General features: G+C 71.9%; 27 protein-coding genes and 1 tRNA gene. 16 read left to right on the top strand and 12 right to left on the bottom strand.

Features of this window, described 5'->3' with window-relative positions; genetic code table 11:
• Window positions 1-52: 52 nt before the first annotated feature.
• Window positions 53-886 (top strand): DeoR/GlpR family DNA-binding transcription regulator, encoded by an 834-nt coding sequence (locus CHC11_RS09385; protein ID WP_245918995.1) that lies wholly within the window; start codon window positions 53-55, stop codon window positions 884-886.
• 72 nt (window positions 887-958) lie between these two features.
• Here CHC11_RS09385 and CHC11_RS09380 read toward each other — a convergent pair whose 3' ends face one another.
• The 4 genes from CHC11_RS09380 to galU are packed head-to-tail and all read right to left on the bottom strand — an operon-like array spanning window position 959 to window position 4078.
• Window positions 959-1432, bottom strand: a complete 474-nt coding sequence (locus CHC11_RS09380; protein WP_089311627.1) for a MogA/MoaB family molybdenum cofactor biosynthesis protein — start codon at window positions 1430-1432, stop codon at window positions 959-961.
• 8 nt (window positions 1433-1440) lie between these two features.
• Window positions 1441-1911: a cyclic pyranopterin monophosphate synthase MoaC gene (gene moaC, locus CHC11_RS09375; RefSeq protein WP_089311249.1), complete on the bottom strand. Its 471-nt coding sequence runs from the start codon at window positions 1909-1911 to the stop codon at window positions 1441-1443.
• A 5-nt stretch (window positions 1912-1916) separates the two neighbouring features.
• A complete protein-coding gene (gene glp, locus CHC11_RS09370) occupies window positions 1917-3125 on the bottom strand; it encodes a molybdotransferase-like divisome protein Glp (protein ID WP_089311248.1) in 1209 nt (402 codons plus the stop codon).
• A gap of 26 nt (window positions 3126-3151) precedes the next feature.
• Window positions 3152-4078 carry a UTP--glucose-1-phosphate uridylyltransferase GalU gene (gene galU / locus CHC11_RS09365; protein ID WP_089311247.1) on the bottom strand — a complete coding sequence of 309 codons (927 nt, stop codon included), beginning with the start codon at window positions 4076-4078 and terminating at the stop codon, window positions 3152-3154.
• A 34-nt stretch (window positions 4079-4112) separates the two neighbouring features.
• On the opposite strand from galU, the gene CHC11_RS09360 reads away from it, so the two are divergent.
• From CHC11_RS09360 to CHC11_RS09325, 8 genes are all read left to right on the top strand, one after another.
• On the top strand, window positions 4113-4694 hold the full coding sequence (locus CHC11_RS09360; RefSeq protein ID WP_281258295.1) for a 5-formyltetrahydrofolate cyclo-ligase: 582 nt from the start codon (window positions 4113-4115) through the stop codon (window positions 4692-4694).
• Window positions 4695-4786: 92 nt separating this feature from the next.
• The gene (locus CHC11_RS09355; RefSeq protein ID WP_089311245.1) at window positions 4787-5776 is read left to right on the top strand and encodes an NAD(P)-dependent oxidoreductase; all 990 of its coding nucleotides are present in this window, start codon (window positions 4787-4789) and stop codon (window positions 5774-5776) included.
• 103 nt (window positions 5777-5879) lie between these two features.
• On the top strand, window positions 5880-7364 hold the full coding sequence (locus CHC11_RS09350; RefSeq protein ID WP_089311244.1) for a potassium/proton antiporter: 1485 nt from the start codon (window positions 5880-5882) through the stop codon (window positions 7362-7364).
• A gap of 165 nt (window positions 7365-7529) precedes the next feature.
• On the top strand, window positions 7530-7895 hold the full coding sequence (locus tag CHC11_RS09345) for an FmdB family zinc ribbon protein (RefSeq protein WP_089311243.1): 366 nt from the start codon (window positions 7530-7532) through the stop codon (window positions 7893-7895).
• A gap of 391 nt (window positions 7896-8286) precedes the next feature.
• Complete coding sequence (locus tag CHC11_RS09340; protein WP_089311242.1) at window positions 8287-10413, top strand: MMPL family transporter; 2127 nt, start codon at window positions 8287-8289, stop codon at window positions 10411-10413.
• Window positions 10414-10533: 120 nt separating this feature from the next.
• A complete protein-coding gene (locus CHC11_RS09335; RefSeq protein WP_089311241.1) occupies window positions 10534-11361 on the top strand; it encodes an S-methyl-5'-thioadenosine phosphorylase in 828 nt (275 codons plus the stop codon).
• Window positions 11358-11972 (top strand): Flp pilus assembly protein CpaB, encoded by a 615-nt coding sequence (cpaB, locus tag CHC11_RS09330; RefSeq protein ID WP_089311240.1) that lies wholly within the window; start codon window positions 11358-11360, stop codon window positions 11970-11972. The genes CHC11_RS09335 and cpaB overlap by 4 nt, the downstream gene beginning before the upstream one ends.
• A gap of 116 nt (window positions 11973-12088) precedes the next feature.
• Entirely contained in the window at window positions 12089-12508 is a 420-nt protein-coding gene (locus CHC11_RS09325; RefSeq protein ID WP_089311239.1) for an MscL family protein, read from the top strand.
• 16 nt (window positions 12509-12524) lie between these two features.
• Here CHC11_RS09325 and CHC11_RS09320 read toward each other — a convergent pair whose 3' ends face one another.
• Complete coding sequence (locus tag CHC11_RS09320) at window positions 12525-13562, bottom strand: D-alanyl-D-alanine carboxypeptidase family protein (RefSeq protein WP_089311238.1); 1038 nt, start codon at window positions 13560-13562, stop codon at window positions 12525-12527.
• Window positions 13563-13644: 82 nt separating this feature from the next.
• The gene (locus CHC11_RS09315; RefSeq protein ID WP_143226989.1) at window positions 13645-14082 is read right to left on the bottom strand and encodes a hypothetical protein; all 438 of its coding nucleotides are present in this window, start codon (window positions 14080-14082) and stop codon (window positions 13645-13647) included.
• A gap of 129 nt (window positions 14083-14211) precedes the next feature.
• Between CHC11_RS09315 and CHC11_RS09310 the strand changes: the two genes are divergently transcribed.
• A tRNA-Arg gene (locus tag CHC11_RS09310) sits at window positions 14212-14284 on the top strand.
• Window positions 14285-14703: 419 nt separating this feature from the next.
• Here CHC11_RS09310 and CHC11_RS09305 read toward each other — a convergent pair.
• The gene (locus CHC11_RS09305; RefSeq protein ID WP_089311236.1) at window positions 14704-15057 is read right to left on the bottom strand and encodes a hypothetical protein; all 354 of its coding nucleotides are present in this window, start codon (window positions 15055-15057) and stop codon (window positions 14704-14706) included.
• A gap of 169 nt (window positions 15058-15226) precedes the next feature.
• Window positions 15227-15916: a TetR/AcrR family transcriptional regulator gene (locus CHC11_RS09300; protein WP_245918993.1), complete on the bottom strand. Its 690-nt coding sequence runs from the start codon at window positions 15914-15916 to the stop codon at window positions 15227-15229.
• A 164-nt stretch (window positions 15917-16080) separates the two neighbouring features.
• On the opposite strand from CHC11_RS09300, the gene CHC11_RS09295 reads away from it, so the two are divergent.
• Complete coding sequence (locus CHC11_RS09295) at window positions 16081-17322, top strand: oxygenase MpaB family protein (RefSeq protein WP_089311235.1); 1242 nt, start codon at window positions 16081-16083, stop codon at window positions 17320-17322.
• A gap of 334 nt (window positions 17323-17656) precedes the next feature.
• Here the strand turns inward: CHC11_RS09295 and CHC11_RS09290 are convergent, their stop codons facing one another.
• The gene (locus CHC11_RS09290) at window positions 17657-18805 is read right to left on the bottom strand and encodes an epoxide hydrolase family protein (protein ID WP_089311234.1); all 1149 of its coding nucleotides are present in this window, start codon (window positions 18803-18805) and stop codon (window positions 17657-17659) included.
• Window positions 18806-18999: 194 nt separating this feature from the next.
• Between CHC11_RS09290 and CHC11_RS09285 the strand changes: the two genes are divergently transcribed.
• Complete coding sequence (locus CHC11_RS09285; protein WP_089311233.1) at window positions 19000-21237, top strand: sensor histidine kinase; 2238 nt, start codon at window positions 19000-19002, stop codon at window positions 21235-21237.
• 4 nt (window positions 21238-21241) lie between these two features.
• On the opposite strand, the gene CHC11_RS09280 is transcribed toward CHC11_RS09285, so the two are convergent.
• The gene (locus CHC11_RS09280; protein ID WP_089311232.1) at window positions 21242-21847 is read right to left on the bottom strand and encodes a response regulator transcription factor; all 606 of its coding nucleotides are present in this window, start codon (window positions 21845-21847) and stop codon (window positions 21242-21244) included.
• 273 nt (window positions 21848-22120) lie between these two features.
• Here CHC11_RS09280 and CHC11_RS09275 point away from each other — a divergent pair, with 273 nt between their 5' ends.
• A complete protein-coding gene (locus CHC11_RS09275) occupies window positions 22121-22672 on the top strand; it encodes a GNAT family N-acetyltransferase (RefSeq protein ID WP_089311231.1) in 552 nt (183 codons plus the stop codon).
• Between the two features lie 105 nt (window positions 22673-22777).
• On the opposite strand, the gene CHC11_RS09270 is transcribed toward CHC11_RS09275, so the two are convergent.
• On the bottom strand, window positions 22778-23272 hold the full coding sequence (locus tag CHC11_RS09270; RefSeq protein ID WP_089311230.1) for a gluzincin family metallopeptidase: 495 nt from the start codon (window positions 23270-23272) through the stop codon (window positions 22778-22780).
• A gap of 169 nt (window positions 23273-23441) precedes the next feature.
• Window positions 23442-24242, bottom strand: coding sequence for an SAM-dependent methyltransferase (locus CHC11_RS09265; protein ID WP_245918991.1), 801 nt, complete (start codon window positions 24240-24242; stop codon window positions 23442-23444).
• 50 nt (window positions 24243-24292) lie between these two features.
• Between CHC11_RS09265 and CHC11_RS09260 the strand changes: the two genes are divergently transcribed.
• The 3 genes from CHC11_RS09260 (at window position 24293) to sigJ (ending at window position 26297) form a co-directional block, all read left to right on the top strand.
• A complete protein-coding gene (locus tag CHC11_RS09260) occupies window positions 24293-24673 on the top strand; it encodes a YchJ family protein (RefSeq protein WP_089311228.1) in 381 nt (126 codons plus the stop codon).
• 111 nt (window positions 24674-24784) lie between these two features.
• Window positions 24785-25438 carry a hypothetical protein gene (locus CHC11_RS09255; RefSeq protein WP_143226987.1) on the top strand — a complete coding sequence of 218 codons (654 nt, stop codon included), beginning with the start codon at window positions 24785-24787 and terminating at the stop codon, window positions 25436-25438.
• 10 nt (window positions 25439-25448) lie between these two features.
• Complete coding sequence (gene sigJ / locus CHC11_RS09250) at window positions 25449-26297, top strand: RNA polymerase sigma factor SigJ (protein ID WP_218826000.1); 849 nt, start codon at window positions 25449-25451, stop codon at window positions 26295-26297.
• The last annotated feature ends 15 nt before the right edge of the window (window positions 26298-26312 follow it).

Raw genomic sequence — 26312 nt, 5'->3', positions numbered from 1 at the left:
ATGGCCGCAACGCTCAGGTAGGGCCAGGGGCGCGCACGGCTAGACTCCGCGGATGACCACCTCCCCGGACTCCCGTCCACCCGCAGGAAAGGGGGCCGGTGTGACCCGGCACGAGCGCTGGAACGGGCTGCTCGAACTGCTCGCGGGCGCCGGGCGGCTGACCGTCGAGGAGGCGTCCCTGCGCATGGGGGTGTCGGCCGCGACGATCCGCCGCGACTTCGACCAGCTGGCGCAGCAGCAGATGCTGACCCGCACCCGCGGCGGCGCCGTCGCGCAGAGCGTCAGCTACGACCTGCCGCTGCGGTACAAGGCGGCGCGGCACGCGTCGGAGAAACAGCGGATCGCGGCGGCGGCCGCGGAGCTGGCCGAACCGGGGTCGATCATCGGGCTGAACGGCGGGACGACGACCTCGGAGGTCGCCCGGGTCCTCGCCACGCGCGCCGACCTGCACGCCGAGGGGCCGACCCCGGCGATCACGATCGTGACGAACGCGCTGAACATCGGCAACGAGCTGGCCGTCCGGCCGCACGTGAAGATCGTCCTGACGGGCGGGGTGCCGCGGCCGCAGTCCTACGAGCTGACCGGGCCGCTCGCCACCGGCATCTTCGACCACGTGACGCTGGACGTAACGGTCATCGGGGTGAACGGGGTGACCGCGCGGCACGGCGCGACCTGCCACAACGAGGGCGAGGCGGTCGTGAACCGGCTGATGGCCGAGCGCGCCGACCGGGTGGTCGTGGTGGCGGACGGCTCCAAGGTCGGCCACCGCGCGTTCGCCCGCATCTGCGGCACCGACGAGATCGACGTCCTGGTGACGGATGCGACGGCGCCCGAGTCCGAACTCGCCGCCTTCACCGAGGCCGGCGTCCACGTCATCCGGGCGTAGCCGGGCTCGATGATCGCGGGGTGGTCCCTTCCGGTCCCCCCGCGGCAGGGCGGTCGCGCGGCGGGGGCGGTTCTAGCCCTGCGGGCGGGGGTGGTCGCCCCCGTTGATCTGGTCGACCGCGTGGGGCAGGACGCGGGCGAGGACGGTCATGCCGTCGCGGACGCCGCCGGTCGAGCCGGGCAGGTTGACGATGAGGGTGCGGCCCGCGATGCCGGCGAGGCCGCGCGACAGGATCGCGGCGGGGACCTTCCCGCGGCCCTCCAGCCGGATGGCCTCGGCGATGCCCGGAACCTCCCGTTCGATGACCGGCCGGGTCATCTCGGGGGTCTGGTCGGTGGGGGTGAGGCCGGTCCCGCCGGACGTGACGACGACGTCGTAGCCGGCGGCGACCGCGTCGCGCAGGACCCCGGTGACCGGTTCGCCGTCCGGGACGACGACGGGGCCGTCCACCTGGCAGCCGATGTCCTCCAGCATCTCGACCATCACGGGGCCGGACCTGTCCTCGTAGAGGCCCGCCGCGGCGCGGTTGGAGACGGTGACCGCCATCGCCCTGATCACCGGCGCCACACCCCGCTCCTGCCGCCGGTCTTCTCCTCGACCCGGACGTCGGTGATCACGGCGGCGGGGTCGACGGCCTTCACCATGTCGACCAGCGCGAGGGCGGCGACGGTGACCGAGGTGAGCGCCTCCATCTCCACGCCGGTGCGGTCGGCGGTGCGGGTGACGGCCGTGATCGCGACGCCGGCGTCGTCGATGGCGAGGTCGACGGTGACGCCGTGCAGCGCGATCGGGTGGCACAGCGGGACGAGGTCGGGCACGCGCTTGGCCCCCATGATCCCGGCGATGCGGGCGACGGACAGGGCGTCGCCCTTGGGGATGTCGCCGGCGCGCAGCAGGGCGACGCATTCGGGCGACAGGCGGACGAACCCCGTCGCCGTCGCCGTCCGGGACGAGACGTCCTTCGACGACACGTCGACCATGCGGGCCGACCCCTTGTCGTCCAGATGGGTGAACTCGGACCCCATGGCACTCATGACGGCAACCTCATGACCTCGACGTGCGACCCGGCCGGCATGGCTTCGACGTCCTCCGGAATCTCGATGAGCGCGTTCGCGGACGACAGGGACCCGAGCTGGTGCGAGCCCTGCACGCCGGCCGCCGTGACGGTGTAGAAACCGCGGGTGAACGAGAGTCGCCCCCGCAGGAAGTGACGGAGCCCCGCGGGCGACTTGACGTCCTCGGCGACAACGGCGCTCACGGTGGGAAGCGGTTCGGGCGGCAGCCCCTGCATGACGCGTAGGGCGGGACGGACGAACACCTGGAACGACACGTACGCGCTGACGGGATTGCCTGGAAGCGTGAAGACGGGGATGCCTTCCAGGAGGCCGAACCCCTGCGGCTTGCCAGGACGCATTCGCACCTTGTGGAAACTCACGGTCCCGGTACCGCTGAGCACTTCCTTGACGACGTCCCTGGTGCCCATGGAGACGCCCCCGGTCGTGACGATGGCGTCGGCCCGGACGAGCTGGTCGTGGAGCATTTCCAGGACCTTGGCGGGTTCGTCCTGCACCGTGGCCTGCCGGAAGCCCGTTCCCCCCGCCTCGGCCACGGCGGCGGTGAGCATGAAGCTGTTGGACTCCCAGATCTGGCCGGGCGCCAGGGAGGTGCCCGGCTCGCGCAGTTCGTCGCCCGTGGAGACGACCACGATGCGCGGTTTCGGCCGGACGGTCACCCGGGACCGTCCGACCGCCGCGAGCATGCCGATCCGCGCGGCGGTGATGCGGGTGCCGGCCTCGGCGACGACCTGCCCGGCGAGGACGTCCTCCCCCGCCCGCCGGATGTAGTTGCCCGGCGGGGCGGCGCGCGAGATCCGGACGGTGGCGTTGCCGCCGTCGGTCCACTCGACGGGGATCACGGCGTCGGCGCCGGCCGGCAGCGGCGCGCCCGTCATGATCCGGGCGGTCAGGCCCGGCCGGATCGCCGACACGCCGGAGTCGCCCGCGACGATGTCGCCGACGACGGGCAGCGCGACGGGTCCGGCCTCGGTGGCCGCCGCGATGTCGGCCGCGACGACGGCGTAGCCGTCCATCGCGGAGTTGTCGAACGGCGGCAGCGGCACCGGCGCGGACACGGACTCGGCGAGCACCGTGCCCTGCGCCTCCAGCAGCGCCAGGTCGAGCGGCGGCAGCGGTGCCACGCTGCCGAGGATCTCCGTCAGATGCTCGTCGACCGTTCTCATAGCCACGGCCCCAGTCTGACGCGTCGTCACGAATCCGTTGTGTCGCCCACGCCGTCCTGCGTTCGGACGAATTCCCGCAGCCACGGCAGGAACTCCGGCGCCAGGTCGGGCCGTTCCGCCGCGAACTGGACGACCGTCCGCAGGTACTCCAGCTTGTTGCCGGTGTCGTAGCGGCGGCCCCGGAACTTGACCCCGTAGACGCCGCCGCCCTGGTCGGCGGGCATGTCGGCGAGGGCGCGCAGCGCGTCGGTCAGCTGGATCTCGCCACCGCGGCCGGGCGGGGTCTTCTCCAGGACGTCGAACACCGCGGGGTCGCAGACGTAGCGGCCGATGATGATCCAGTTGCTCGGGGCCTCCTCGGCGGCGGGCTTCTCCACGAGGTCGGAGATGCGGACGACGTCCTCCTCGTCGGTCGCCTCGATGGCCGCGCACCCGTACGCCGACACCTGGTCGGGCTCGACCTCCATCAGCGCGATGACGCTGCCGCCGTACTGGCCGCGCACCTCGATCATGCGCTGCAGCAGCTTGTCGCGGGCGTCGATCATGTCGTCGCCGAGCAGCACCGCGAACGGCTCGCGGCCGACGTGCTGGCGGGCGCAGTGCACCGCGTGCCCGAGGCCGCGCGGCTCGCCCTGCCGGACGTAGTGCATGATCGCCAGATCGCTGGACTCGTGCACGGCCTCCAGGCGCTCGTCGTCGCCCTTGGCGCGCAGCGCCTCCTCCAGCTCGTACGCTCGGTCGAAGTGGTCCTCGATGGACCGCTTGCTGCGTCCGGTGACCATCAGGACGTCGGACAGCCCCGCGTCGACCGCCTCCTCGACGACGTACTGGATCGCCGGTTTGTCGACGATGGGCAGCATTTCCTTGGGAGTCGCCTTGGTCGCGGGCAAGAATCGGGTACCGAGGCCGGCCGCCGGGACGACCGCTTTGAGCACTGGTGCAATGTCGGCCATATACACGACCCTAGCCATCCACGAGGACCACAGCGTGCACCCCATCGCCACGAAGACCGGCCTCCGGGCCGAACTGCTCGCACGACGTGCGGCTATGCCGCCCGAGTCGCGCTCCGGCGCGGCGCGCCCGATCCGGGACGCGCTGCTGCCGGTCCCGGAGGTGGAGATGGCCGGGACCATCGCGGCGTACGTCTCCATAGGCGACGAGCCGGACACGCGGAGCCTGCTGTTCGCGCTGTGGAAGCGCGGGACGTACGTGCTGGTCCCCCGCCTGCTCCCGGACGGCGACCTCGACTGGGCGTCCTACGAGGGGCCCGACTCGCTCGTCCCCGGGGCCCGCGGGTGCCTGGAGTCGTCCGAGCCTCCGCGCGGCCCCGGCGCCGTGGCCAGCGCGGACGTCGTGCTGGTGCCCGCGGTCGCGGTCGACGGGACCGGCGTGCGCCTCGGCCGCGGCGGCGGCTCCTACGACCGGGCGCTCGCGCGCGTGGGCCCGGCGATCCTGACCGTGGCGCTGCTGTACGACGGGGAGCTGGTGGAAAGCGTGCCCGCCGAGCCGCACGACCAGCGCGTCCGGGCGGTGGTGACGCCGTCGCAGGGGCTGGTCCGGCTGGGCTGACCTGCTCGTGGACGCCGGTCTGCTCGTAGAGTGAGAGGGCCAAGATCGTGGATGGGGGACGCGGTCGAGTTCGGCCTGACGGGAGGTACGAGATGACGGCGCCGTGGCGGATCCTTTCCCTGCCCCCGATCGCGGACGAGATCGTCCAGGGGTTGTTCGCGCCGCTGGCGGACGCCGCCGAGGTGGCGTTCCCGCCGGCCAGGGACCGGGCGGGCCTGCTCGCCGCGCTCGCCGGCGCCGACCTGGTGATCGGCGACTTCACCGGCCGGCTGGCGCTGGACGCCGAGGCCGTGGCGGCGGCGCCGCGGGTGTCGTTCGTCCAGATGCCCGCGGTCGGGACCGACAGCATCGACGTCGGCGCGTGGGCGGCCGCGGGCGTGCCGGTGGCGAACGCGGCGGGTTTCAACGCGCGTGGGGTCGCCGAATGGGCGGTCGGCGCGGCGTTCGCGCTGTGCCGCAACCTCGCGCGGGGCGACCGTGCCGTCCGCGCGGGCGCATGGCCGCAGATGGAGATGGCGGCGCTCGGCCCGCGCGAGATCCACACGCAGCGGGTCGGCATCGTCGGGTTCGGCGCGATCGGCGCCGAGGCCGCGCGGCTCTTCGCGGCCCTGGGCTGCACGGTCTCGTACTGGACGAGGCGGAGGCGTCCCGAGGCGGCGGCGACGTACCGGGAGCTGGACGACCTCGTGGCGACGTCCGACATCCTCGTCCTCGCCTTGCCGCTGACGGAGGAGACAAGGGGGTTGATAGGTCCGGAGCGGCTCGCCCTGCTGCCGGACAAGGCGCTGCTGGTGAACGTGGCGCGCGGGGGCATCGCGCCTGACGACGCCGTCCTCGCCGCACTGGGCTCGGGACGTCTGGCAGGGGCGGCCCTGGACGTGTTCGAGCAGGAGCCGCTTCCGGAGGGGCATCCGCTGCGTTCCCGCGAGGACGTCCTGCTGTCGCCGCACGCGGCGGGGGCGTCCGTCCAGTCGCAGCTGAACCTGCTCGGGATGGTGCGCGACAACGTCACCGCGGCCGTTCGGGGACGGGACGTGCAGAACGTAGTGAACGGGCTCAACCCACGGGTCACACGGCGATAGCGGCCATCCCGGACACGCCGTCCCTCAATCGTAAATATGCGATTTGCCCGTGAATCTGTAGGATTCCTAAACGATCAACTTTGACGACCCCGAAGGGTGGGATGTGCACCTCGACATCTGGCTACTCCTCGGGGCCACGCTCGTACTCAGCGCCATCATCGCGGTCAGGCTGTCGCACCAGGCGGGCCTCCCCACGCTGCTGGCGTACATGGGCCTCGGCCTTCTCATCGGCGAGTCCGGCCCCCTCCACATCCGGTTCGACAACGCGGAACTGGCCGAGACGCTCGGCCTCGCGGCCCTCGTGCTCATCCTCGCCGAGGGCGGCATCACCACCAGCTGGCGGCGCGTGCGGCCCTCGGTGCCGGCCGCGCTCAGCGTCTCCACCCTCGGCACCCTGATCAGCATCGTCGTCGTCGCGCTGTCGGCCATGTGGTTCGTCGGCCTGGAGTGGCGTCCCGCGTTCCTGCTCGCCGCCGTGCTCGCCCCCACCGACGCGGCCGCGGTGTTCTCGGTGCTGCGGCGGCTGCCCCTGCCCTCCCGGCTGACCGGCCTGCTGGAGGCCGAGTCCGGCTTCAACGACGCCCCCGTCGTGATCATCGTGATCACGCTCAGCGCCCACACCGCCGTCCCCAACATGGCGGAACTGCTCGGCGTCATGGTCTACGAGCTGGTCGCGGGCGGCATCGTCGGCGTCGCCATCGGCTGGCTGGGCGCGCAGGCGCTGCGCCGCGTCGCGCTCCCCGCCTCCGGCCTCTACCCCATCGCCGTCCTGTCGCTGTCCATCGGCTCCTACGGGGCCGCCTCCCTGATGCACGCCAGCGGGTTCCTCGCCGTCTACGTCAGCGCCCTCGTCCTCGGGAACGCGCGGCTGCCGCACCGTCCCGCCACCCGGGGCTTCGCCGAGGGCGTCGGATGGCTCGCGCAGATCGGGCTGTTCGTGATGCTGGGCCTGCTGGCCGACCCCGGAGACCTCCCCGGCCAGATCCTGCCCGCGCTCATCGTCGGCTTCGTCCTGCTGCTGGTGGCCCGCCCCCTGTCGGTGGTGCTGTCCACGATCGGATTCCGGCTGTCGTGGGGCGAGAAGGTGTTCGCGTCCTGGGCGGGGCTGCGGGGCGCCGTCCCGATCGTCCTGGCCACCATCCCGATGGTCGCGGAGGTGGAGCACGCCGACCGGCTCTTCGCGATCGTCTTCAACATCGTCGTCATGTTCACCCTGCTCCAGGGGCCGACGCTGCCGCTGGCCTCGCGGCTGTGCGGGCTGACCAGCGACGAGCAGACCCGCGAGCTGGACGTCGAGGCGGCACCGCTGGAGGAGCTGCACGCCGACCTGCTGGAGGTGCGGGTCCCCGCCGACTCGCTGATCAGCGGCGTGGAGATCTTCGAGCTGCGGCTGCCGCCGGGCGCGTCCATCACCCTCGTCGTGCGGGACGGGGCCAGCTTCGTGCCCGAGCCCACCACACCCCTGCAGGCGGGCGACACCCTGCTGGTCGTGACCACCGCCGAGGTGCGCGAGGCCACCGAGCGCAGGCTGCGCGCGGTCAGCCGCAAGGGCAGGCTGGCGGGATGGTTCGGCGAGAAGGGACAGTGACCCGGAGCCCCGCGGCGCCGGGGTCCGGCGGTGCCGTGGTCCCGCGGCGCGCCGCCTGGGAACATCCCGGGGGCGAATCCTGTTCGACGAATGGGTACCATTAGCAGTCGTCTAGAGTGAGTGCCAGTCCGGCTCCGTGCCGGGCTGAGTCAGCGAGGAGGAACCGTGCCGACGTATCAGTACGTTTGCACCGACTGCGGCGAGCCTCTAGAGGTCGTGCAGAAGTTCAGCGACGACGCGCTGACCGAGTGCCCGGCGTGCACCGGCAGGCTCCGCAAGGTCTTCTCCGCGGCGGGGATCATCTTCAAGGGCTCGGGCTTCTACCGCACCGACAGCCGCGGCTCCGGCAAGTCGCCCGCCACCGCGGGGGCCTCGTCGAACGGCTCGTCCAACGGGTCGTCCAACGGCTCCTCCGGCGATTCAGGCGGTTCTTCGGGCGACTCCGCCAAGTCGGACTCGTCATCCTCGTCCTCCGACTCGTCGTCGTCCTCGTCGACCGGCAAGTCGTCGTCGTCCGAGAAGGTCGCCTGACCTTCTAGGCATCTCCGCTCGCACCGGGGGATCCGGCCGGATCCCCCGGCTTTCGCCGTATCCGGAAGCCGTCGCCTACATCTCCAGGGGTAGGCGGCGGCTTCCGTTTGCCTCGGCAGACGTAGCGCAGGTCCGTCCTAACGCCGGAGGCGCAGCCGCAGACGTCCCGCGACGATAGAGGAGACAGGGAGCAACCCCCGGCCCGGCAGGGCCCCTCCCGTCGCACGGCTTGACTTAGCTCTATTTTAGAGAGACTCTTATATCGAGAAGCTCGCCATAGGGCCATGCTTTCCGGATTCGCGATATTACTTGACACTTCTCGCCTAACGAGAGACTCTTAGCACGAACGCGACATATCTCGATATCGCCCGGTGTACCCAGGAGAGGAACCATGACCGCACCTAGCCCGGCTCCCCCGAGGCCACGGACACATCGCCTGGCCGGACTGATCGCCGGACGGCGCACCAAATGGGCCGTCCTGGCCCTGTGGGTCGTCCTCCTGGCGGCTCTCGGCCCCCTCGCCGGCAAGCTCGGCGACGTCGAGAAGAACGACGCGGCGGCCTGGCTGCCCTCCGGGGCCGAGTCCACCCGGGTCGTGGAGTTGGAGGAGCGGTTCCGCAAGGACGAGACGATGCTCGCCGTCGTCGTCTACGAGCGGTCCGGCGGGATCACCGCGGCGGACAAGGCCAAGGCCGAGTCCGACGTGGCCGCGTTCCAGAAGCTGCCCGGCGCGCAGAAGGCGCAGGGGCCGTTCGCGTCCAAGGACGGCAAGGCCCTGCAGACCCTCGTGCCCCTGACGGACGAGGACCTCACCGCCGCCGTCGACCAGGCGCGCGACCTCGCCGAGCGCGGACCCCCCGGACTCGCCTCCCACGTCACCGGCCCCGCCGGCGGGGGCGCCGACCAGTTCGAGGTCTTCCAGAGCCTGGACGGCTTCCTGCTCATGGCCGCCGGTCTCGTCGTCATCGTCCTGCTGCTGTTCATCTACCGCAGCCCGGTCCTGTGGTTCGTCCCCGTGCTGAGCGCCGTCTTCGCCCTGGGGCTCGCCCAGTCGACCGTGTATCTCCTCGCCAAGTACGCGGACCTCACCGTCAACGGCCAGAGCGCCGGCATCCTGACCGTGCTCGTCTTCGGTGTCGCCACCGACTACGCCTTGCTGCTCGTCGCCCGCTATAGGGAAGAACTGCACCGGCACGAGGACCGGCACGAGGCCATGGCCTACGCGCTGCACCGCGCCGCGCCCGCCGTCATCGCCTCCGCCGCCACCGTGGCCGTCGGGCTGCTGTGCCTGCTGCTCGCCGACATGAACTCCACCGCCGGCATGGGCCCCGTGGCCGCCGCGGGCGTCCTCACCGCGCTCGCCGCCATGACGACCCTGCTGCCCGCCCTCCTGGTCATCTGCGGCCGCTGGCTGTTCTGGCCGCTGATCCCCCGCTACGACGCCAAGTACCTCAAGCCCGAGGCGTACGAGGCCGAGCACGGTGTCTGGAGCCGCGTCGCAGGGATGGTCGGCAAGCGCCCGCGCGCGCTCTGGGCCGTGACCATGCTCGGCCTCATCGTCCTCACGCTCGGGCTGGGCTCGCTCAAGGCGGACGGCCTGTCGGACGCCGGCCAGTTCACCGGCAAGCCCGACTCGGTGCAGGGCTCGGAGATCATCGCACGGCACTACGCCGCGGGCTCGGGCTCCCCGGCCCTCGTCATCGGCAAGGCCACGGCGTCCGGCCAGATCGCCCAGGCCGTGCGCGGGACGCACGGCGTCGCCGAAGTCAGCGCCCCCGTCGCGGCGGGCGGCCTGGTCAAGTACGAGGCGACGCTGAAGGACGCCGCCGACAGCCCCGCCGCGCGCGCGACCATCGACCGGCTGCGGACCGCGGTGCACGCCGTCCCGGCGGCGGACGCCAAGGTCGGCGGCACGACCGCGACGTACCTGGACATCAAGCGCGCCTCCACCCGCGACAACAAGGTCATCATCCCGATCGTGCTGGCCGTGGTGCTCCTCATCCTCATCGCGCTGCTGCGCGCCGTCGTCGCGCCGCTGCTGATGATGGGCACCGTGGTGCTGTCGTTCCTCGCCTCGCTCGGCGCCTGCGCGCTCATCTTCGAGCACGTCTTCGGGTTCGAGGGCACCGACTCCGGCTTCCCGTTGCTCGCGTTCATCTTCCTGGTCGCGCTGGGGGTCGACTACAACATCTTCCTGATGCACCGCGTCCGGGAGGAGTCGCAGGCCCTCGGCACGCGGCGCGGCATCCAGCGGGGCCTCACCGTCACCGGCGGTGTGATCACCTCGGCCGGGCTCGTGCTCGCGGCCACGTTCGCGTCCATGGTCACCCTGCCGCTGGTGTTCATGGTCGAGATGGGCTTCGCGGTCGCGTTCGGCGTCCTGCTCGACACCCTCATCGTCCGGTCGCTGCTGCTGCCCGCCCTGTCCTACGACATCGGACGGCGGATCTGGACGCCGGGACGGCTCGCCAAGGAGGCGCCCGCCCCGCCGCCCAAGGTCCTGGACCCGGTCGGCTGACGTCCGGGAACGCGGGGAAGGGCCCGGCTCCGGCCGGGCCCTTCTCGTGCGGCGGCGGAGTTATCCACAATCGGCGGACGGCCTGCCGGGCACGGCGCCCGGGTGGCTAGGGTCGGCGGCATGTCCACTCAGGCTTCCGCGTCCCAGCCCGTCGCCGAGATCGGGGTCATCGGCGGCTCCGGTTTCTACTCGTTCCTCGACGACGTCGAGGAGGTGCGGGTCGACACCCCCTTCGGCCCGCCCAGCGACCCCATCGCGATCGGCGAGCTGGCGGGCCGCCGCGTCGCCTTCGTCCCCCGGCACGGCCGCGACCACCGGTTCCCCCCGCACAAGATCCCCTACCGGGCCAACCTGTGGGCGCTGCGGTCCCTCGGCGTCCGCCAGGTGCTGGCGCCGTGCGCGGTCGGCTCCCTCACCCCCGACCTGGGGCCCGGCACGCTGGCCGTCCCCGACCAGCTCGCCGACCGGACGTCGGGGCGCGACCAGACCTTCTACGACCAGGGCGCCGCCGTCCACGTCTCCTTCTCCGACCCGTACTGCCCGACGGGCCGCCGCGCCGCCGTCGAGTCCGCGCGGACCTCCGGGTGGGAACCGGTCGACCGCGGCACGCTCGTCGTCATCGAGGGCCCCCGCTTCTCGACCCGGGCCGAGTCCCGATGGTTCGCCTCGCAGGGGTGGACGCTGATCGGGATGACCGGCCACCCGGAGGCCGTCCTCGCCCGCGAGCTGGCGCTCTGCTACACCTCGCTCTGCCTGGTCACCGACCTCGACGCGGGCATCGAGGAGGGCGAGGGCGTCACGATGGAGGAGGTCCTGCGCGTGTTCGGCGAGAACATCGACCGGCTCCGCGGCGTCGTCGCCGAGGCCGTCAAGGCGCTGCCCGCCGAGCGCACCTGCGCCTGCGCCACCGTCCTGGACGGCATCAAGCTCCCCCTGGAACTGCCGTGAGCGCCCGCTTATCCCGCCTGCGGCGGCCGCTGGCGGCGCTGTTCGCCGCGGCCGCCGCGGGCCTGGCGCTCCTCGCACTGCGTCCCGGCCCGCCGCCGTCCGTCCGCGTCCTCGCCGCCGCCCGCGATCTCCCCGCGGGAACGCCCCTCGGCCCGTCCGACCTGCGCCGCCTCGACCTGCCGCCGGCCGCCGTCCCGGCGGGCGCGCTCCGCACGGGCGGCGCCGGCCGCGTGCTCGCCGGCCCCATGCGCCGCGGCGAACCCCTCACCGACGCCCGCGTCGTCGGCGCCGGGCTCCTGCGCGGCTACGGCCCCGGCACGGTCGCCACGCCGGTCCGCCTGGCCGACGCGGGCACCGCCCGCCTCGTCCACCCCGGCGACCGCGTGGACGTCCTGACCGTCCCGTCCGAGGCCGCCCCCGCGAACGGCCCGCGCCCCCGCTGGAACGCCGCCCGCGTGGTGGTTTCCGAAATACCGGTCATAGCGATCCCGCCTCCGGACGAGAACGCCGGCCAAGGCGGCGCCCTGGTCGTCCTCGCGACCGACCGCCCCCAGGCCGTGGCCCTGGCCGGCGCCGGCACCCCCCTGGCGCTGACGATCACCGCACCCTGACCGGGGCGGTGTGAGGTGGGCGACTTGGCGAATCATGGATGACTTCATTACGATCCGTAGCCGTTTCAGGCGCCCCGACAGCCAGGGGCGCGACCCCCGACAGCCCTGGAGCCGGCATGAGCGGATTCAAGAAGTTCCTCTTCCGCGGGAACCTGGTCGAACTCGCGGTGGCGTTCGTCGTCGGAGCGGCGTTCGCCGGGCTCGTGAAGGACTTCGCGAGCTCCTTCATCACCCCGTTGATCGCGCTCATCGGCGGCAAGCCCGACTACACGCGCCTGGCCGTCACCATCGACGGCACCACGTTCCCGTACGGGATCTTCGTGACCTCGGCGATCGCGTTCTGCGTCACGGCCGTGATCGTCTACTTCCTGGTCGTGCTCCCGACGACCAAGCTGATCGAGCGGATGGACCGCGGCAAGGAGGCCGCCGAGCGCGAGTGCCCGCAGTGCCTCAGCGACATCCCGGTGAAGGCCCGCCGCTGCCGCTACTGCACCGCGGAGGTCGTCCCCGCCGACGAGGTGCCGTACTCCCGCTGACGCCGGGAGGCCCGGCTCACCCGTTCTCCGTCCCGAACTCCCAGTGCCAGGGCTCGAACGGGTTGCTGTAGGCCCAGGCCGGGTGGATCCATCCGTACTTCCCGGCGTGGGCCTCCATCCAGTTGAACTGGACGGAACCCGAGCTCTGCACACCGCCGCACAGGTCGAGTGCCTGCCCCTTGCCGTGGTTGCTCGTCCCGGGGACGGCCGCGAAGCCGGGCCGCTGCGCGTAGACACGATGCTGCTCGGACAGGCTCCGATAGGCGTCCGTCACGCACATGTCGCGGCCGAAACCGCGCTTGTACGCCTCGTTCAGCTTGTAGAAGGCGAGCGCCGCGTCCGCCCGCAGCATGTGCCCGTTCTTCTGCGGCAGAGGGCACAGGTACTTCGACGGGATGAGCCCGTTGGGGAACTTCTTCGCATCCTTCGCCAGAGACCTGTCGCACCCGAGTTCGAGCCGCTTCTGCCGCGTCACCGCCAGCTTGTCGAGCATCGCGTTGAGCTGCTTGGTCAGCTGCGCCGACCGGTTCTTCAACCCGTCCACCTCCTGCTGGAGGCGGGTCTGCTCGACCGCGTTGCGCGACTGCAGCTCCTGGGCCGTGGAGGCGAGCCGCTGCCGCCGGTCCTGCAACTCGTCGGCACGGTCCACCAGCGCCTGCTGCGACGTCGCCATGAGCGTCACGTCCGCCGTCGACCGCAGCGCCGTGCTCGGGTCGCCGCCGCCGAAGATCGCCATGGAGCCGGTCGCGCCGCTCTGCTGGTAGGAGGTGTTCGCGAGCCTGGCCAGCGGCTCGCGTATCCGGTTCAGCTCCGCCTCGGCCCCGGCGAGGTCCTTCAGCGTGGCGCGCAGCTTCACCTGCGACCCGGCCAGGTCCTTCTTCCGGGTCTCCATCTTTCTCGTGGCCTTCTCCAACTCGGTGCGCGCCTTCGATGCCTCGCGGCGCAGCGACTCGAGAGAGTCGGCCCCCGCGGCCGCGTTCGCGGCGCCGTGCGGTGAGAGCGTCGTCATCACCAGGAAGACCGCGGTCAGCGCCGCCGACCGGGGGTTCGGCACGGTGGTTTTCCTCCTGATGCCCAAAAGCGGAACAGCGCCAAGACGCTACTACAGGTTCTACGACGACCTGTCCGTAACCGGTTCAGCGACTTCGGTGATGTTCGCACCACCGGCGCATCCACCAGACGTCCTCCCAGCCCGCGGGGCATGGTCGCCGCTCCCGCACGGACGGCGAAGGCGCCGGCGTGGGCGTCCTCTTCCGCGGCGTCACCACCGGTCTCGGCGCCCGCTTCGGCGGCTTGGTCGCCACTTGCGGCTCCGCCTCCGGCGGCACGTACGTCCCGAACGTCGGCTCGCCCTCCGGCGCCGCCGGCGCCACGCTCCGCGCGGACCCGCCCGCCGACTCCGGCCTCTCCCGCACGGGCTCGTCCCGCAGCCCGAACGCGATCACCGACGCCACCAGCACGGGCACCGCGAACGCCGCGGCGACGACCATGATCCGCCTGCCGCGCGGCGAGTCCTCGCCCACCGCGTCCTCGGCGTCCCGGTCCTTCGGCTGCCCACGATGCCGTCCCGTCACGGGACGGAAGCGTACCCACACCGCGCCCGCTCGGCCTAGAGCCCGGCGCGCATAACAGGGAGCGCCCACCGCTTCCCTTCCCCTACCCTGTAGGTGCCGTCCGCTACGCTCTACCGCGAGCGACGACATGCCTCCGTAGCTCAGGGGATAGAGCACCGCTCTCCTAAAGCGGGTGCCGCAGGTTCGAATCCTGCCGGAGGCGCCCTCCAGCCCTGCCCAAAGGCCTTTGACCAGCGTGAAGCGCCGGTCAGGGGCCTTTGTGGTCCCTGCGGGTACGGGGAGGGACGCGGCTCGGCGCGGTGCGCCGCGCCCGAGGCGTCCCCAGGGTGCCGCTCAATCGTCCACCGGTGTGTCAGCGATCCGATGTCGCACGGTCACCTCCCGACGAAAGCGGCCCTCCTCCAGAAGGAGAAGGGCCGCCTTGTGAAAGCGCACCAATGCAGGACGGCGCGCTCCAAGTGGAAATCGACTTAGCCTGCAAGGCGCATGGCCGAGCCGATGATTTGTCGCGGTCGACCTCCGGTTTCACACCGGGGCCGAAGAAGCCGGCGCCATGGCGGCGCCTTCTTCTCGAGCATCCCTCAGGTGGAGCCGCGCAGGCCGGGGCCTAAGGCGCGGTCGTCACACCCACCACTCCCTCGCGGAGACCAGCACGATGTACTCCATCGGGATGTAGTCCAGCACGATGTAGCCCACCAGCGTGGACTTCACGACGATGCAGCCCACCAGCGTGTACTCCACGACGGTGATCCGCAGCACGGTGACCCGCACCACGGTGACGAGCACCACGACGTACCTCACCACGGTGACGCGCACCACGATGAACTCCTCCACGATGACGCGCATCGTGAAGAGGTCCAGCATGGGGATCCGCACCACGGTGAACTCCACCACGATCGACTCCACCACGGTGAAGTCGACCTCGATGAGTGACAGCGGGGCGCTGTACTCGAGCGGCGACCTAAAGGTCGTCAATGCCCTGCCCGGCGCCATCGAAGGGCCGTTGCGCAGGCGGCCCGCTCAATGCGGGAGCCTCGGCGTCTAGACCCGAAAAGGCTGCGGGGGCAAGGTGTGCTCCGCTATTGGAGGCGACTCGGTTCGCCCCATGCCCTAGTGCGGTTGCCTCTTCCGCCCAGGGAGCGGGTCAGGGGTGGTCCAGGCGGGGGGTTCGGGGTTCCAGCATGGGGACCAGGAAGCGGTGGGCCAGGGCGGCCAGTTGGGTGTCGTCGTCCACGTCGATGATGTGGCTGGGGACCGCCAGGAGCGAGCCCGAGATGCGGACCATCATCTCGGCCACGAAGTCGGTGTCCAGGTCGCTCGACACGTTGCCCGCGCGCTGCTCGCGGCGGAGCTGGTCGGCGACGAAGCGCCGCACGGTGGCCAGGGTCCGGCCCCCGTCGCCCGTCAGGGAGGGCAGGAGCAGGTCCGGTTCCGTGGCGATCAGGCCGCCGATCAGGGGGTTGCGGCGGATGGCGCGCAGCGAGCTCACGAAACCGTGGACGACCCGGTCGGCGGCCGTCTCGGCCTGCTGGACGTCGATGAGGAACCGGTCGAAGTAGCGGCGGAACTCCCGCCGCACCACCTGCTCCACCAGGACGTCCTTCGTGGCGAACCGCCGGTAGACGGTGATCCGCGAGACGCCGGCCCGGCGGGCCACGTCGTCCATCGTGGAGCGCTGGATGCCCATCCGGCAGAACTGCGCGTAGGCAGCGTCGAGGATGCGCGAACGGGCCTCGTCCACGTCGTCGACCTGTTCGACGGCCTCGACGTACACGCTGTCCAGCAGCGACCCCGAGTCCGACGACGTCATGAGGAACGACAGCACAGGTTCCACGATCCCCTCCCGAGACACCGATTCTGCCCGAATCGTCCATGTACGTCACGAAGGGCCTTGTGACCGACGCCACAGTGTGCTCTCATGATGCCAGACCCTGATACACGGAAGCACGACGTGTTTCATCGTACCAGGAGTCGCTGTCGGCCCGAGGAGGGAAAGGCATGGAACAGCCCAGCAGGCGCAACGTGCTGATGACGGGCGGGGTGCTCGGGGCGCTCGGTGCACTGAGCGTCGCGACGCCCGCGCAGGCCAGGCCGCTGTGGACGTGGTCGCCCAAGGGATCGGTCGTGGGCGCCGGGAAGGGCGTCGACCCGCGGTGGGTCTGGGACGAGGAGGCCGATCCGCTGGTCGCCTCGCTGATCGACCGGGGCGACGTCCCCAAGGTCAACAGGCTGCTCAAGAGCTGGACCAAGAACGGCCAGGCGCTGCCGGCCGGGCTCCCTGCGGACCTGAAGCAGTTCATCGAGAAGGCCCGCCAACTGCCCTCATGGGCCGACCAGGCGAAACTCGCCACGGCGTACAAGTTCAACCAGAAGCGGGGCACCTACCTCGGCGTCAGCTACGGCTTCGCCAGCGGGATGATGAGCACGGTCATCCCCCACGAGGCGCGCGCGGTCTACTACTCCAAGGGCGGTGCGGACATGAGGGACCGCATCACCAAGACCGCCAAGCTCGGCTACGACATCGGCACCAGGAACGCGTTCCAGCCCGACGGCGAGATGATCGTCACCTGCGTCAAGACGCGGCTGGCCCATGCCGGCGTGCGCCACCTGCTGCCCCAGTCCCCGAACTGGGACCAGGTGGCCGACGAGCAGATCCCGATCAGCCAGGCGGACATGATGGTCACCTGGCACAGCCTGCCCACCACGGTCATGAAGCAGCTCACCAGGTGGAAGGTGCCGATCCCCGCCGACGAGTCCACGGCGTTCCTGCACTCCTGGCAGCTGACCGCGCACATGCTGGGCATCCTGGACGAGTACATCCCCAACTCGTGGGACGAGGCGAACGCCCAGGCCGCGCAGGTCCTCGACCCGGTCCTCGCCTCCACGCCCGAGGGCGTCAAGCTGGCCGACATCCTGCTCCACCTCGGCGTCACGATCGACGGCGGCATCCTCACCACGCACATCCTCGGCGCGCTCACCCGCTACATGCTCGGCGACCAGATCTGCGGCTGGCTGCGGATCCCGCGCGAACCGGTGTGGGACCCGGCCTTCCAGGCCTTCTGGCCGACCTTCGTCGCCATCAAGGAGGGCCTGCTCAAGATCACGGACGCTCCCCCCGGCCTGCTCCAGATCTACTGGGCCTTCGACGAGATCATCCGCCTGGGGACGCTGCTCTTCCTGTCCGGGGGCAACCTCCCGATCAGCATCCAGATCCCCACCGGCAACAACCCGAACACCTGATCACACCGGTCCCGCCCCACGGACCCCATGCGGTTCGACGACAGACCACCGACGGGCAGGTCCGCCGAAGGCGGGCCCGCCCGTCGGTGTCATCGGGCGAACGACGATCGGCCGAGAGCGTCGCTCCGGACGGGGCGGGCACCGTATCGAGGACCGCGTTCGCCGCGGTGAGGACCACCGCCCTGCACAACCCGTGCCCCACGGCTGCGTCGCCACCCGGCTCCCGCTCGAACACGGCGGGGCTGACCGACTGGGCGCGGACGCCCCCTTCGGCGGGCCGCGCGGCCCGCCGCCGGGAACCCCGACGCCTGCGCGTCCTCTCGGGGCGCCCCCGTCAACGGAGCTTGTGGAAGAACTCGCGGATGTCCTCGATGAGCAGGTCGGGAGCATCGTGGGCGGCCCAGTGGCCGCCCCGGTCGAACTCGTTCCAGTGCACGATGTTGGAGTGGTCGCGCTCGGCGAGCCTGCGGATGGGGCGGAAGTCGTTGACGAAGGACGCCAGGCCGATCGGGACCGTGGTCGGCTCGGCCTCCGGCTCGGTGAGGGCGCACTCGTAGTAGAAGCGGGCCGCCGACGCGGCGGTGTTGGTGAACCAGTAGAGCGAGACGTTGGTCAGCACCTCGTCGGGGGTGAGCGCGTCCCCGAAGAGCTGGCCGCTCCAGGCGAGCTGCCCGACCGGCGAGTCGGCCAGGGCGTGCGCGATCGTCTGCGGCTGGGCCCGCTGGACCTTGTCGTGCACCGAGTGTCCGACGAACGCCTGCAGGAACTCCAGGTACTCCAGCTCGGCGGGGGCCAGGTCCGCGAACTCGGCCGGGTCGCCCGACGGGAAGGAGAAGATCTGGTTCACGTGCACGCCGATCACGCGGTCGGGGTCCAGCCGCCCGAGGACCGGCGAGACGATCGCGCCGCCGTCGTTGCCGTGCACGGCGTACCGGTCGTAGTCCAGGCGCCTCATTAGCTCGGCCCACGCCCGCGCCACGCGGTACTCGTTCCAGCCCTTGCGGGTGGTCGGCCCGGAGAGCCCGAAGCCCGGGATCGTCGGGATCACCAGGTGGAACGCGTCGGCGGCGTCACCGCCGTGCGCGCGGGGGTCGCTGAGCCGGTCGATGAGGCCCAGGTACTCGAAGGAGGTGTTCGGCCACCCGTGGGTGAGCAGCAGCGGGACGGCGCCGGGCTCGGGCGAGCGCACGTGGAAGAAGTGCACGTTCTGCCCGTCGATCTCCGTCGTGAACTGCGGGTACCCGTTGATCCGGGCCTCCTGGGCGCGCCAGTCGAAGCCGGTGCGCCAGTATTCGGCCAGCGGCCGCACGTACGCCGACGGGACGCCGTACTCCCATCCGGGCGCGATCGGGCCCCGCCGGACACCGTCGGTCACCTCCGTCTCCGGCAGCTCGTCGGCCCACCGGGTGCGGGCGAGCCGGTCCTGCAGGTCGTCCAGGTCGGCCTGCGGAACGGCGAGGCGGAACGGTTCGACGGTGCTCATGGGTCTCCCTTGCGAAGATCTGCTGACCTGCTGAGTCTCGCAACCGGGCGACCTGCGCGGTAGTGTCCCGCGCACCGGTTCGGGCGCGGTCCGCAGGTGCGCTCCGTGCCGTCCGCTCGACCGGGGCGTGCAGTCTGCATACCGCCGTCGCCGGATCTGTATATTTGGGACGATTTGGACGGTTGGCGGGGGGTATGGCAGCGACCCCGAACGGCGATCGTGCGCCGCGGCTGGCCAGGGCGCAGTTCGCGCTGTGCGTGGGGCTGATCGCCCCCTACAAGATCGCCGCATTGCTGTCCGGAGGGCAGGGCGGCTATCCCCGTCCCGGCGCCGCGGCGGTCGCGCTGGGCGTCTGCGCCATCGTCGTGCTGTACCCGTCGACGATCGCGGCCGTGCTCCGCCGTCCGCCGCGACCCTGGGCGGTTCCGCTCGTCGGGGGCCAGGCGGTCCTCGCCTACGGGCCCTACGCGGTCGTCGGTGGGGCCTTTCCCGCGGTTTCGGCGCTCCTGATGGCCACGCTGATGCTCGTCTTCACCGGCCGGGCGCGCTGGGCGGCGGCGGCGCTCGTACCGGCGGCGGAGTTCCTCGTCAGGACGGTGTGGCTGCCGTCGCCCGGCGTCCCCCACCCCCTCTACTTCGCCCTCTGGGCCACAGTGGCGACCGCCGTGACCGGCGTGCTCCTGTTCGCGGTGGGCAGGCTGGCGTACCTGGTCGGGGAACTGCACGACACCCGCTCGCAGCTCGCGTCGCTGGAATCGGCCAGGGAACGGCTCAGGATCGCGCGCGGCCTGCGCACCGCGCTCGGCGAGCGGCTCACCGTCGTCCTCCGCACGGCCCGCCGGGCCGCCGAACCCGACGCGGCAGCGGCGGCCGAACGGATCGCGCGGCTCGCCCGCCGGGCCCTGACCGGGGTCCGGTCGGTCGCCGACGACCACGCGGACCGGTCGCTGGCGGCCGAGGTCGCCGGCGCGCGGTCGGTCCTGGCGGCCGCCGGCGTCCCGGTCACCGCCGACGCCCCGCCGGCCGGGCCGCACGGTGACCCGGCCCGGCGGGGGGACGCCGCCCTGGCCGCGATCCTGCGCCGCACGGTGATCACCGCACTCCGGGAGGGCACGCCCCGGAGCTGCCGGATCGGGCTGGGCGATCCGGGCCGGTTGCGGGTGGCCTTCGCGGGCCTCCCCCAGACGGCGTTCGGCGGCCTGGCGGACGCGGTCGCCGAGCTCGGCGGGAAGCTGGAGACCGGTACGTCCGGGGACGAGGTGTACGCGGAGGTGCGGCTTCCGGACGACCGGCACCGCACGCCGCCGCGGCTGCCCGTGGGGCCCGTCGCCGCCGCGCCCTGGCTGGCCTGGGGCGTCCTGCTGGCGTACGAGATCGACTTCATCGCGACGACGCTGCTCAACATGCTCGGGAACATCGCTCGGGCGACCCCGGCCCAGTTCGCGGCGGCCGCCGTGCTGCTGCCGTCGGTGGCCCTCCTGCAACTCCACCATGTCGTCCCGCGCCCCGGAGGCGCCCAGCCCGGCGCCTGGCGATGGACGCTGCTCCTTCAGGTCCTCCTCGTCGGCGCGGCGCTGGCGGTCCTCGGCGAGTCGTTCCCGCCCCAGTACACGGGCATGATCGCCGGGGTGGTCCTGTTCCATCTGCGGCCGCCCCTGTCGTGGGCGATCGCCGCGCCGCTGGTCTGCGCGCCCCTGCCCCTGCTGTACGGGATCGGCCACCCGCCCTCGCTGTACTTCGCCCTCGCCTCCAGCGCGTTCTGCATGGTGGCCGTCCACGCCCTGTGCCGCCTCCCGCTCGTCGCCCGGCGGCTCGACGACGCCCGCCGCGAGCTCGCCCGGACGGCGGTGGTCCGGGAACGCCTGCGGATCGCCCGCGACGTGCACGACCTGCTCGGCTTCCAGCTGTCGGCGATCGCCCTCAAGGGCGAGCTCGCCGGCCGGCTGGCCGCCGCCGACCCGCGAGCGGCCCTCCGCCAACTCGCCGAGCTGGCGGAGGAGGCGGAGCGGGCCCTGTCCACCGTCCGTTCGATCACGCGGGACGCCACGGGGCTGTCCCTTCGCGACGAGGTGGAGGCGGCGCGCTCGATGCTGGCCGCCGCGGGGGCCGAGACCCGGCTGTCCCTCGACGACATGCCGGCCACCGCGCCGGGGCCGCTCCTGGCGATCCTGCTGCGCGAGGCGGTCACCAACGTCGTCCGCCACTCCCGGGCGTCCACCTGCGAGATCGAGGTGTGCGTCACCGCCGCCACCGTCCGGCTACGGGTGACCAACGACGGCGTGCTCCCCGGCTCCTCCGGCCGGCGCGGCACCGGCCTGGCCAACCTGGAGGCCCGGACCGCCGAGGCCGGCGGCCGCCTGACCGTCCGGCGCGAGGACGACAGCTTCACCCTGATCTCCGAGCTCCCCGCCGCCCTGGCCCTGGCGTCCTGACGGTTCAGATCCAGCCGGCCTCGGTGGCGATCCGGATGGCGTCCACCCGGTTGCGCGCGCTCAGCTTGGCGACGGCCGACGCCAGGTAGTTGCGCACCGTCCCGTAGGACAGGCCGATCTGCGCCGCGATCTCCGGTGGCTCGCCTCCGGCGGCGGTGAGCCGCAGCACCTCGGTCTCCCGGTCGGTCAGCGGACTGCCGGACGCCTCCAGCGCCGCGAAGGCCAGCTGGGGATCGACCACGAGCCCGCCCGCGGCGACCGTGCGGATCGCCCCGGCCAGATCGGCGGCCGGAGAGTCCTTGACCATGAAACCGGAGACGTGCGCGTCGCGCGCCCGCCGCAGGTTCCCCGGACGCCCGACGCCGGTCAGGATCAGCGTGCGGCACCCGGGCATCCGCTCGTGCAGCTCCGCCGCCGCGCTGAGCCCGTCCAGTCCCGGCAGCTCGATGTCGATCACTGCCACGTCCGGCCGGACGCGCAGCGCCGTCGGCACGATCTCCGCCCCGCCGGCCAGCGCGGCGACGACCTCGATGTCGTCCTCCAGCGCCAGCAGCCCGGCGAGCGCCTCCCGCAGGATGCGCATGTCCTCCGCCAACAGCACCCGGATCATCCGGTCCCCCGTTCCCCGTCCCCCGGCCCCGCCAGGATAGGCCCGGAGATGTTCCGGGACGGCGAGCGCCGTCCGGTTCGGCGGACGCGTCCGTGGTCGGCTCCATTTCGCCGGCCTCGCGGATCCCCTCTCGGAACAGCAGCGGACCACCACCCGGCCGGCGCCGCTCGCTCACGGTCTCCGGTGCGGCGACGGCCGCCGGGGGTGATGTCATTACCGGTCCAGGGTTCGTTTCTTGCGGGTTTGGGGAGTGGTCGTGGTGTTTAGTTTGAAATGGCGACTATTTGCATCTGGCACACTGGGGGTGTGACGGCTACTGAACCGCTGATAAGGCTGGCACGTCCGGGTGACGCGTCTGCTCTGGTGGAATTGCAGTACGTTCTGGACGGCGAGACGGAGTTCATGCTTCTGGAACCCGGGGAGCGGGAGTCGGACCTTGAGCCGTTGAAAGTGCGCCTAGCCGCCTGCGCCGAGGGGCGTGATCTGTCCTACCTGGTCGTGGCGCTGGACGGACCCGCGGCGGTCGGCTACGTCGAGGTGTCGGTGCTTCCCTATGCCCGCGCCCGTCGCACCGGCCATGTGGTGGCCGGTGTGCGCGCCGGGTACGGGGGGCGGGGGCTGGGCGAGGCGCTGATGCGGGCGGGGGTGCGGGAGGCACGGGCGCGCGGGATGCGGCGCCTGGAACTTACCGTTATGGAGCACAATCGCCGCGCTTTGGCGCTTTACCTGAAATGCGGTTTCCAGGTGGAGGGGCTCCGGCGGGCCGCCCTGGAGGTCCAGGGGCATCGGATCGACCAGTACTACATGGGGCTGCTGCTGGACTGAAACGAAATCGTCGCCTGCATGGCCGGGCTCTGACTATCGGCGGTCACGCTTCGGCGCCGTTCGAGGCCCGGGGCCGGCAGGCGGGTCGGCCGGCCCGGGCCGGGGTCACCAGGTGGTGGGCTTGCTGGGGCTGTGGAGCCATGCCGTGAAGAAGGCGTCCAGGTTCTGGCCGTGAATCCTTTCCGCCAGGGCCTCGAACTCCCCGGTACTGCCGTTGGCGTACCGCTTGTCCGAAACCCAGGTGCGGACGAGGCGCAGGAACGGCCCGTCACCGATCTTGTGGCGGAGGGCCTGCAGGGTCATCGCGCCGCGGAAGTAGACGTCCGGGTCGACCGCGTCGAGCTGCGGGACGCCCTTGGGGGTGGTCGTCGCGGAGACGCTGAACCGTCCGATCGATTTGGTCACCAGGTACGTCGCCATCGGCCGGTCCTCCCGCCACAGGAAGGTGTCCTTGCCGTGGGCGCTCCACTGCCGGACGAGGCGTCCGTTGCCGATCGCCTTGAGGCCGTGGGGAACGGTCGTCTCCAGTGTGACCAGCGCCTTGTCGCGCGGGTGGTCGTTGGCCGGGAACCAGGTGGACGCGCCGTTGGGCTCGCCCATGACCCGCCTCGGCGGCGACCGAGACATGATCGATAACGTGCCCGCCGGAGAAGTCGATCGAGCCCGACAAAACGATCTTGTTGGGCGGACCCGGGACGGAGCGGATGGCGAACGGGGTGGGATCAGCCGATCCGGCCCGTCCTGCGACACGTCCGCGACGACTGCCGGGTCAGGGCTTGCGGGCCAGGCCGCAGGCGGCGTCCACGGTCTCCGGCATGCCGAACGGCGTGGCCTCGGGGCGCCAGTGGGACGTGGAGACGACGCCCGGCTCCAGCAGTTCGAGGCCGGCGAAGAAGTCGGCGATCTGCTCGGGCGCGCGGACGACATAGGGCGTCGAGCCCTGCTCGACGGCGATCCGGATGGCCTCCTCGCGACCCTTCTGGTCGACGACGCCGGTGCCGTCGTTGAACGCCATGAAGCTCCCCGGGGCGAGCGCGTCCAGCAGCCGCCGGACGATGGCGTACGCCTCGCCGTCGTCGACGACGTTGCCCATGATCCCGAACATGATGAGGCCGACCGGCCGGTCGAGGTCGAGGGTGCGGGCGGCCTCGGCCAGGATCCGGCCGGGGTCGCGGACGTCGCACTCGACGTAGTCCGTCCTGCCTTCGGCGCGTCCGGTCAGCAGCGCCCGCGCGTGGACGAGGACAAGCGGGTCGTTGTCCACGTACACGACGCGCGACTCGGGCGCGACGCGCTGGGCGACCTCGTGGGTGTTGTCGTGCGTGGGAAGGCCCGTCCCGATGTCGAGGAACTGCCGGACGCCCTCCTGCCCGGCGAGGTGGCGGACCATGCGGCCCAGCGTCGCGCGGGAGTGGCGGGCGACGTCGCCGACGCTCGGGAACGCCGCGGCGACCTGCTCGCCGACCTGCCGGTCGATCTCGTAGTAGTCCTTGCCGCCGATCCAGTAGTTCCACATGCGGGCCGGATGCGGGCGGGAGGCGTCGATCTCGGGCGGTTGCTGTGCGGACATGGCGCTCATCGTCTCCGCACGGGTACCGCCCCGCAAGGCAGAATCGGAGGGTGGCGAAAAGATGTCCGTGCGGGGTCGGCTCCCGTTACCGGGAGTGCTGCGGGCCGTTGCACCGGGGTGAGGAAGCGGCCGAGACGGCCGTCAGGCTGATGCGGTCGCGGTTCAGCGCGTTCGCGATGGAGGACGAGGCGTACCTGCTCGCGACCTGGCATCCGGCGACCCGGCCGGAGCGGATCGGGTTCGAGGACGGGACGCGCTGGACGCGGCTGGAGATCGTCCGCACCGAGGGCGGCGGGCCGGACGACGACAGGGGCCTCGTGGAGTTCCGCGCCCATCACCTGACGGGAACCGTGCCCGGGGAAATGCACGAGGTCAGCCGGTTCGTGCGGCAGGACGGTGTGTGGGTCTATGTCCGCGGCAGAGTGAGTTGATTCTCCGCCGCACGGGCGATCGGCATCGCCCGTGCGGGGGAGGGACGGCCCCTGCGGCGCTGAGAACGTGTGGAGGCGGGCGAGGGACGCCCACGGAAAAGGGGAATCCACATGTCGCGGAAAAGGCGTGCCGTGGTCGCCGGAATGGCCGTGCTCTGCGCGGCCGGGGCGGTCGGCACCGGCAGCGCGATGGCGCAGGACCAGGGGCCGCTCCCGAAGGAGTCCCACGTGACCGGGGATGCGTGGGTGAAGTTCCCGGGCGACTCCGAGTACCCGTACCGGCGGTTCGTCGTGGACGCGCACGGCGGGCCGTGGAAGTTCGTCGACGGCAAGATGGTCATGGGCGCGGCGCGCGGGACGGTGAAGTTCGACCATTACTCGCCGGACGAGCCCGGCGGGCCCTCGAAGCACCACTGGGGCTGGATCAAGGTCGACTACGTGATGGCGTCCGGGCCGGTCGCGGTCGTGTCGGGAATCCGGCAGGACGACGAGCACGGCATTCCGCCGAACCAGAAGCGCGCGAACCTGACGTTCTACCAGTCGCCGCGCGGCCACAAGTTCGACCGGATGGGCTTCTCCTGGGGCGTCGTCTTCCCGCAGTGCCACCAGATGGGTGAAGGGCCGGCGCCCTTCAGTGCCAACAGTTCCGGTCCTTTCGGGAAATGGCTGGAGGGCTACACGGTGAAGGACGCGCCGCTGGACGTCCCGACCGGTGACTTCCAGCCGCCGGACAACCCCGCCGACTGCTCGTTCGCCGACGGGTAGGCTCCCCGCCGTGGACGACCTGGACTGGGAGACCCACCGCCCGGCGGTGTTCGGCGCCGCGTACCGGCTGCTCGGCAGTGTGGCCGAGGCGGAGGACGTCGTCCAGGACGTCTGGCTCCGCGCCTCGAAGGCCGACCGGTCGGGCGTCCACGACCCGCGCGCGTGGCTCGTGACGATCGCGGCCCGGCTCGCCTACAACGTGCTGAAGTCGGCGCGGGTGCGCCGCGAGGCGTACACCGGGCCGTGGCTGCCCGAACCCCTCCCGACCGGCCCGGACGTCGCGGACCGGGTGATCGTGGACGACTCGGTCAGCACCGCGATGCTGCTCGTGATGGAGGAGCTGTCGCCGCCCGAGCGGGTGGCGTTCGTCCTGCACGACGTGTTCGACGTCCCGTTCGCCCAGGTCGCGGGGGTACTCGGGAACTCGGCGGCGGCGGCGCGCAAGCTGGCGTCCCGGGCCCGGGGGCGGGTGGCGGACGCGCGCGAGGCAAGGCCGAAGGTGAGCCGCGCGGAACGGGAACGGGTCCTCACCGCGTTCCGCGCGGCCGCCGAGGGCGGCGACATCGACCGCCTCGTCCGCCTCCTGCACCCCGGCGCCGTCTACGTCGCGGACGGAGGCGGCAAGGCCGTCGCGTCCCGCCGCCCGATCACCGGCGCGGACCGGATCGCCCGCCTCCTGGCAGGCGTCGCCGCCCAGTCCCGGACGGACCGCATCGGCCTCGTCGAGGTGGGCGGCGAACTCGCCCTGGCGACCCACCGCGACGGCCGCCTCATGTGGGTCGACACGCTGGAGATCGCCGACGGCCGCGTGACGGCCCTCCACCGGGTCGCGAACCCGGACAAGCTCGGCCACCTCTAGCCCGCCGGTCACATG

The organism is Actinomadura mexicana (assembly GCF_900188105.1).
Lineage (GTDB): Bacteria > Actinomycetota > Actinomycetes > Streptosporangiales > Streptosporangiaceae > Spirillospora > Spirillospora mexicana.
Note: the sequence above shows the minus strand (reverse complement) of the source record. Positions and strands in the feature narration are given on the sequence as shown.

Coding starts and splice junctions, on each gene's coding strand:
- CHC11_RS09280 (WP_089311232.1), bottom strand. CDS start 21,847: ATGATCCGGGTGCTGTTGGCGGAGGACATGCGCATCCTGCGGGAGGCG.
- glp (WP_089311248.1), bottom strand. CDS start 3,125: ATGAGAACGGTCGACGAGCATCTGACGGAGATCCTCGGCAGCGTGGCA.
- CHC11_RS09340 (WP_089311242.1), top strand. CDS start 8,287: ATGACCGCACCTAGCCCGGCTCCCCCGAGGCCACGGACACATCGCCTG.
- CHC11_RS09385 (WP_245918995.1), top strand. CDS start 53: ATGACCACCTCCCCGGACTCCCGTCCACCCGCAGGAAAGGGGGCCGGT.
- CHC11_RS09275 (WP_089311231.1), top strand. CDS start 22,121: ATGGCGACTATTTGCATCTGGCACACTGGGGGTGTGACGGCTACTGAA.
- CHC11_RS09255 (WP_143226987.1), top strand. CDS start 24,785: ATGTCGCGGAAAAGGCGTGCCGTGGTCGCCGGAATGGCCGTGCTCTGC.
- CHC11_RS09290 (WP_089311234.1), bottom strand. CDS start 18,805: ATGAGCACCGTCGAACCGTTCCGCCTCGCCGTTCCGCAGGCCGACCTG.
- moaC (WP_089311249.1), bottom strand. CDS start 1,911: ATGGGGTCCGAGTTCACCCATCTGGACGACAAGGGGTCGGCCCGCATG.
- CHC11_RS09355 (WP_089311245.1), top strand. CDS start 4,787: ATGACGGCGCCGTGGCGGATCCTTTCCCTGCCCCCGATCGCGGACGAG.
- CHC11_RS09285 (WP_089311233.1), top strand. CDS start 19,000: ATGGCAGCGACCCCGAACGGCGATCGTGCGCCGCGGCTGGCCAGGGCG.
- CHC11_RS09295 (WP_089311235.1), top strand. CDS start 16,081: ATGGAACAGCCCAGCAGGCGCAACGTGCTGATGACGGGCGGGGTGCTC.
- CHC11_RS09335 (WP_089311241.1), top strand. CDS start 10,534: ATGTCCACTCAGGCTTCCGCGTCCCAGCCCGTCGCCGAGATCGGGGTC.
- CHC11_RS09380 (WP_089311627.1), bottom strand. CDS start 1,432: ATGGCGGTCACCGTCTCCAACCGCGCCGCGGCGGGCCTCTACGAGGAC.
- galU (WP_089311247.1), bottom strand. CDS start 4,078: ATGGCCGACATTGCACCAGTGCTCAAAGCGGTCGTCCCGGCGGCCGGC.
- CHC11_RS09265 (WP_245918991.1), bottom strand. CDS start 24,242: ATGTCCGCACAGCAACCGCCCGAGATCGACGCCTCCCGCCCGCATCCG.
- CHC11_RS09325 (WP_089311239.1), top strand. CDS start 12,089: ATGAGCGGATTCAAGAAGTTCCTCTTCCGCGGGAACCTGGTCGAACTC.
- CHC11_RS09270 (WP_089311230.1), bottom strand. CDS start 23,272: ATGGGCGAGCCCAACGGCGCGTCCACCTGGTTCCCGGCCAACGACCAC.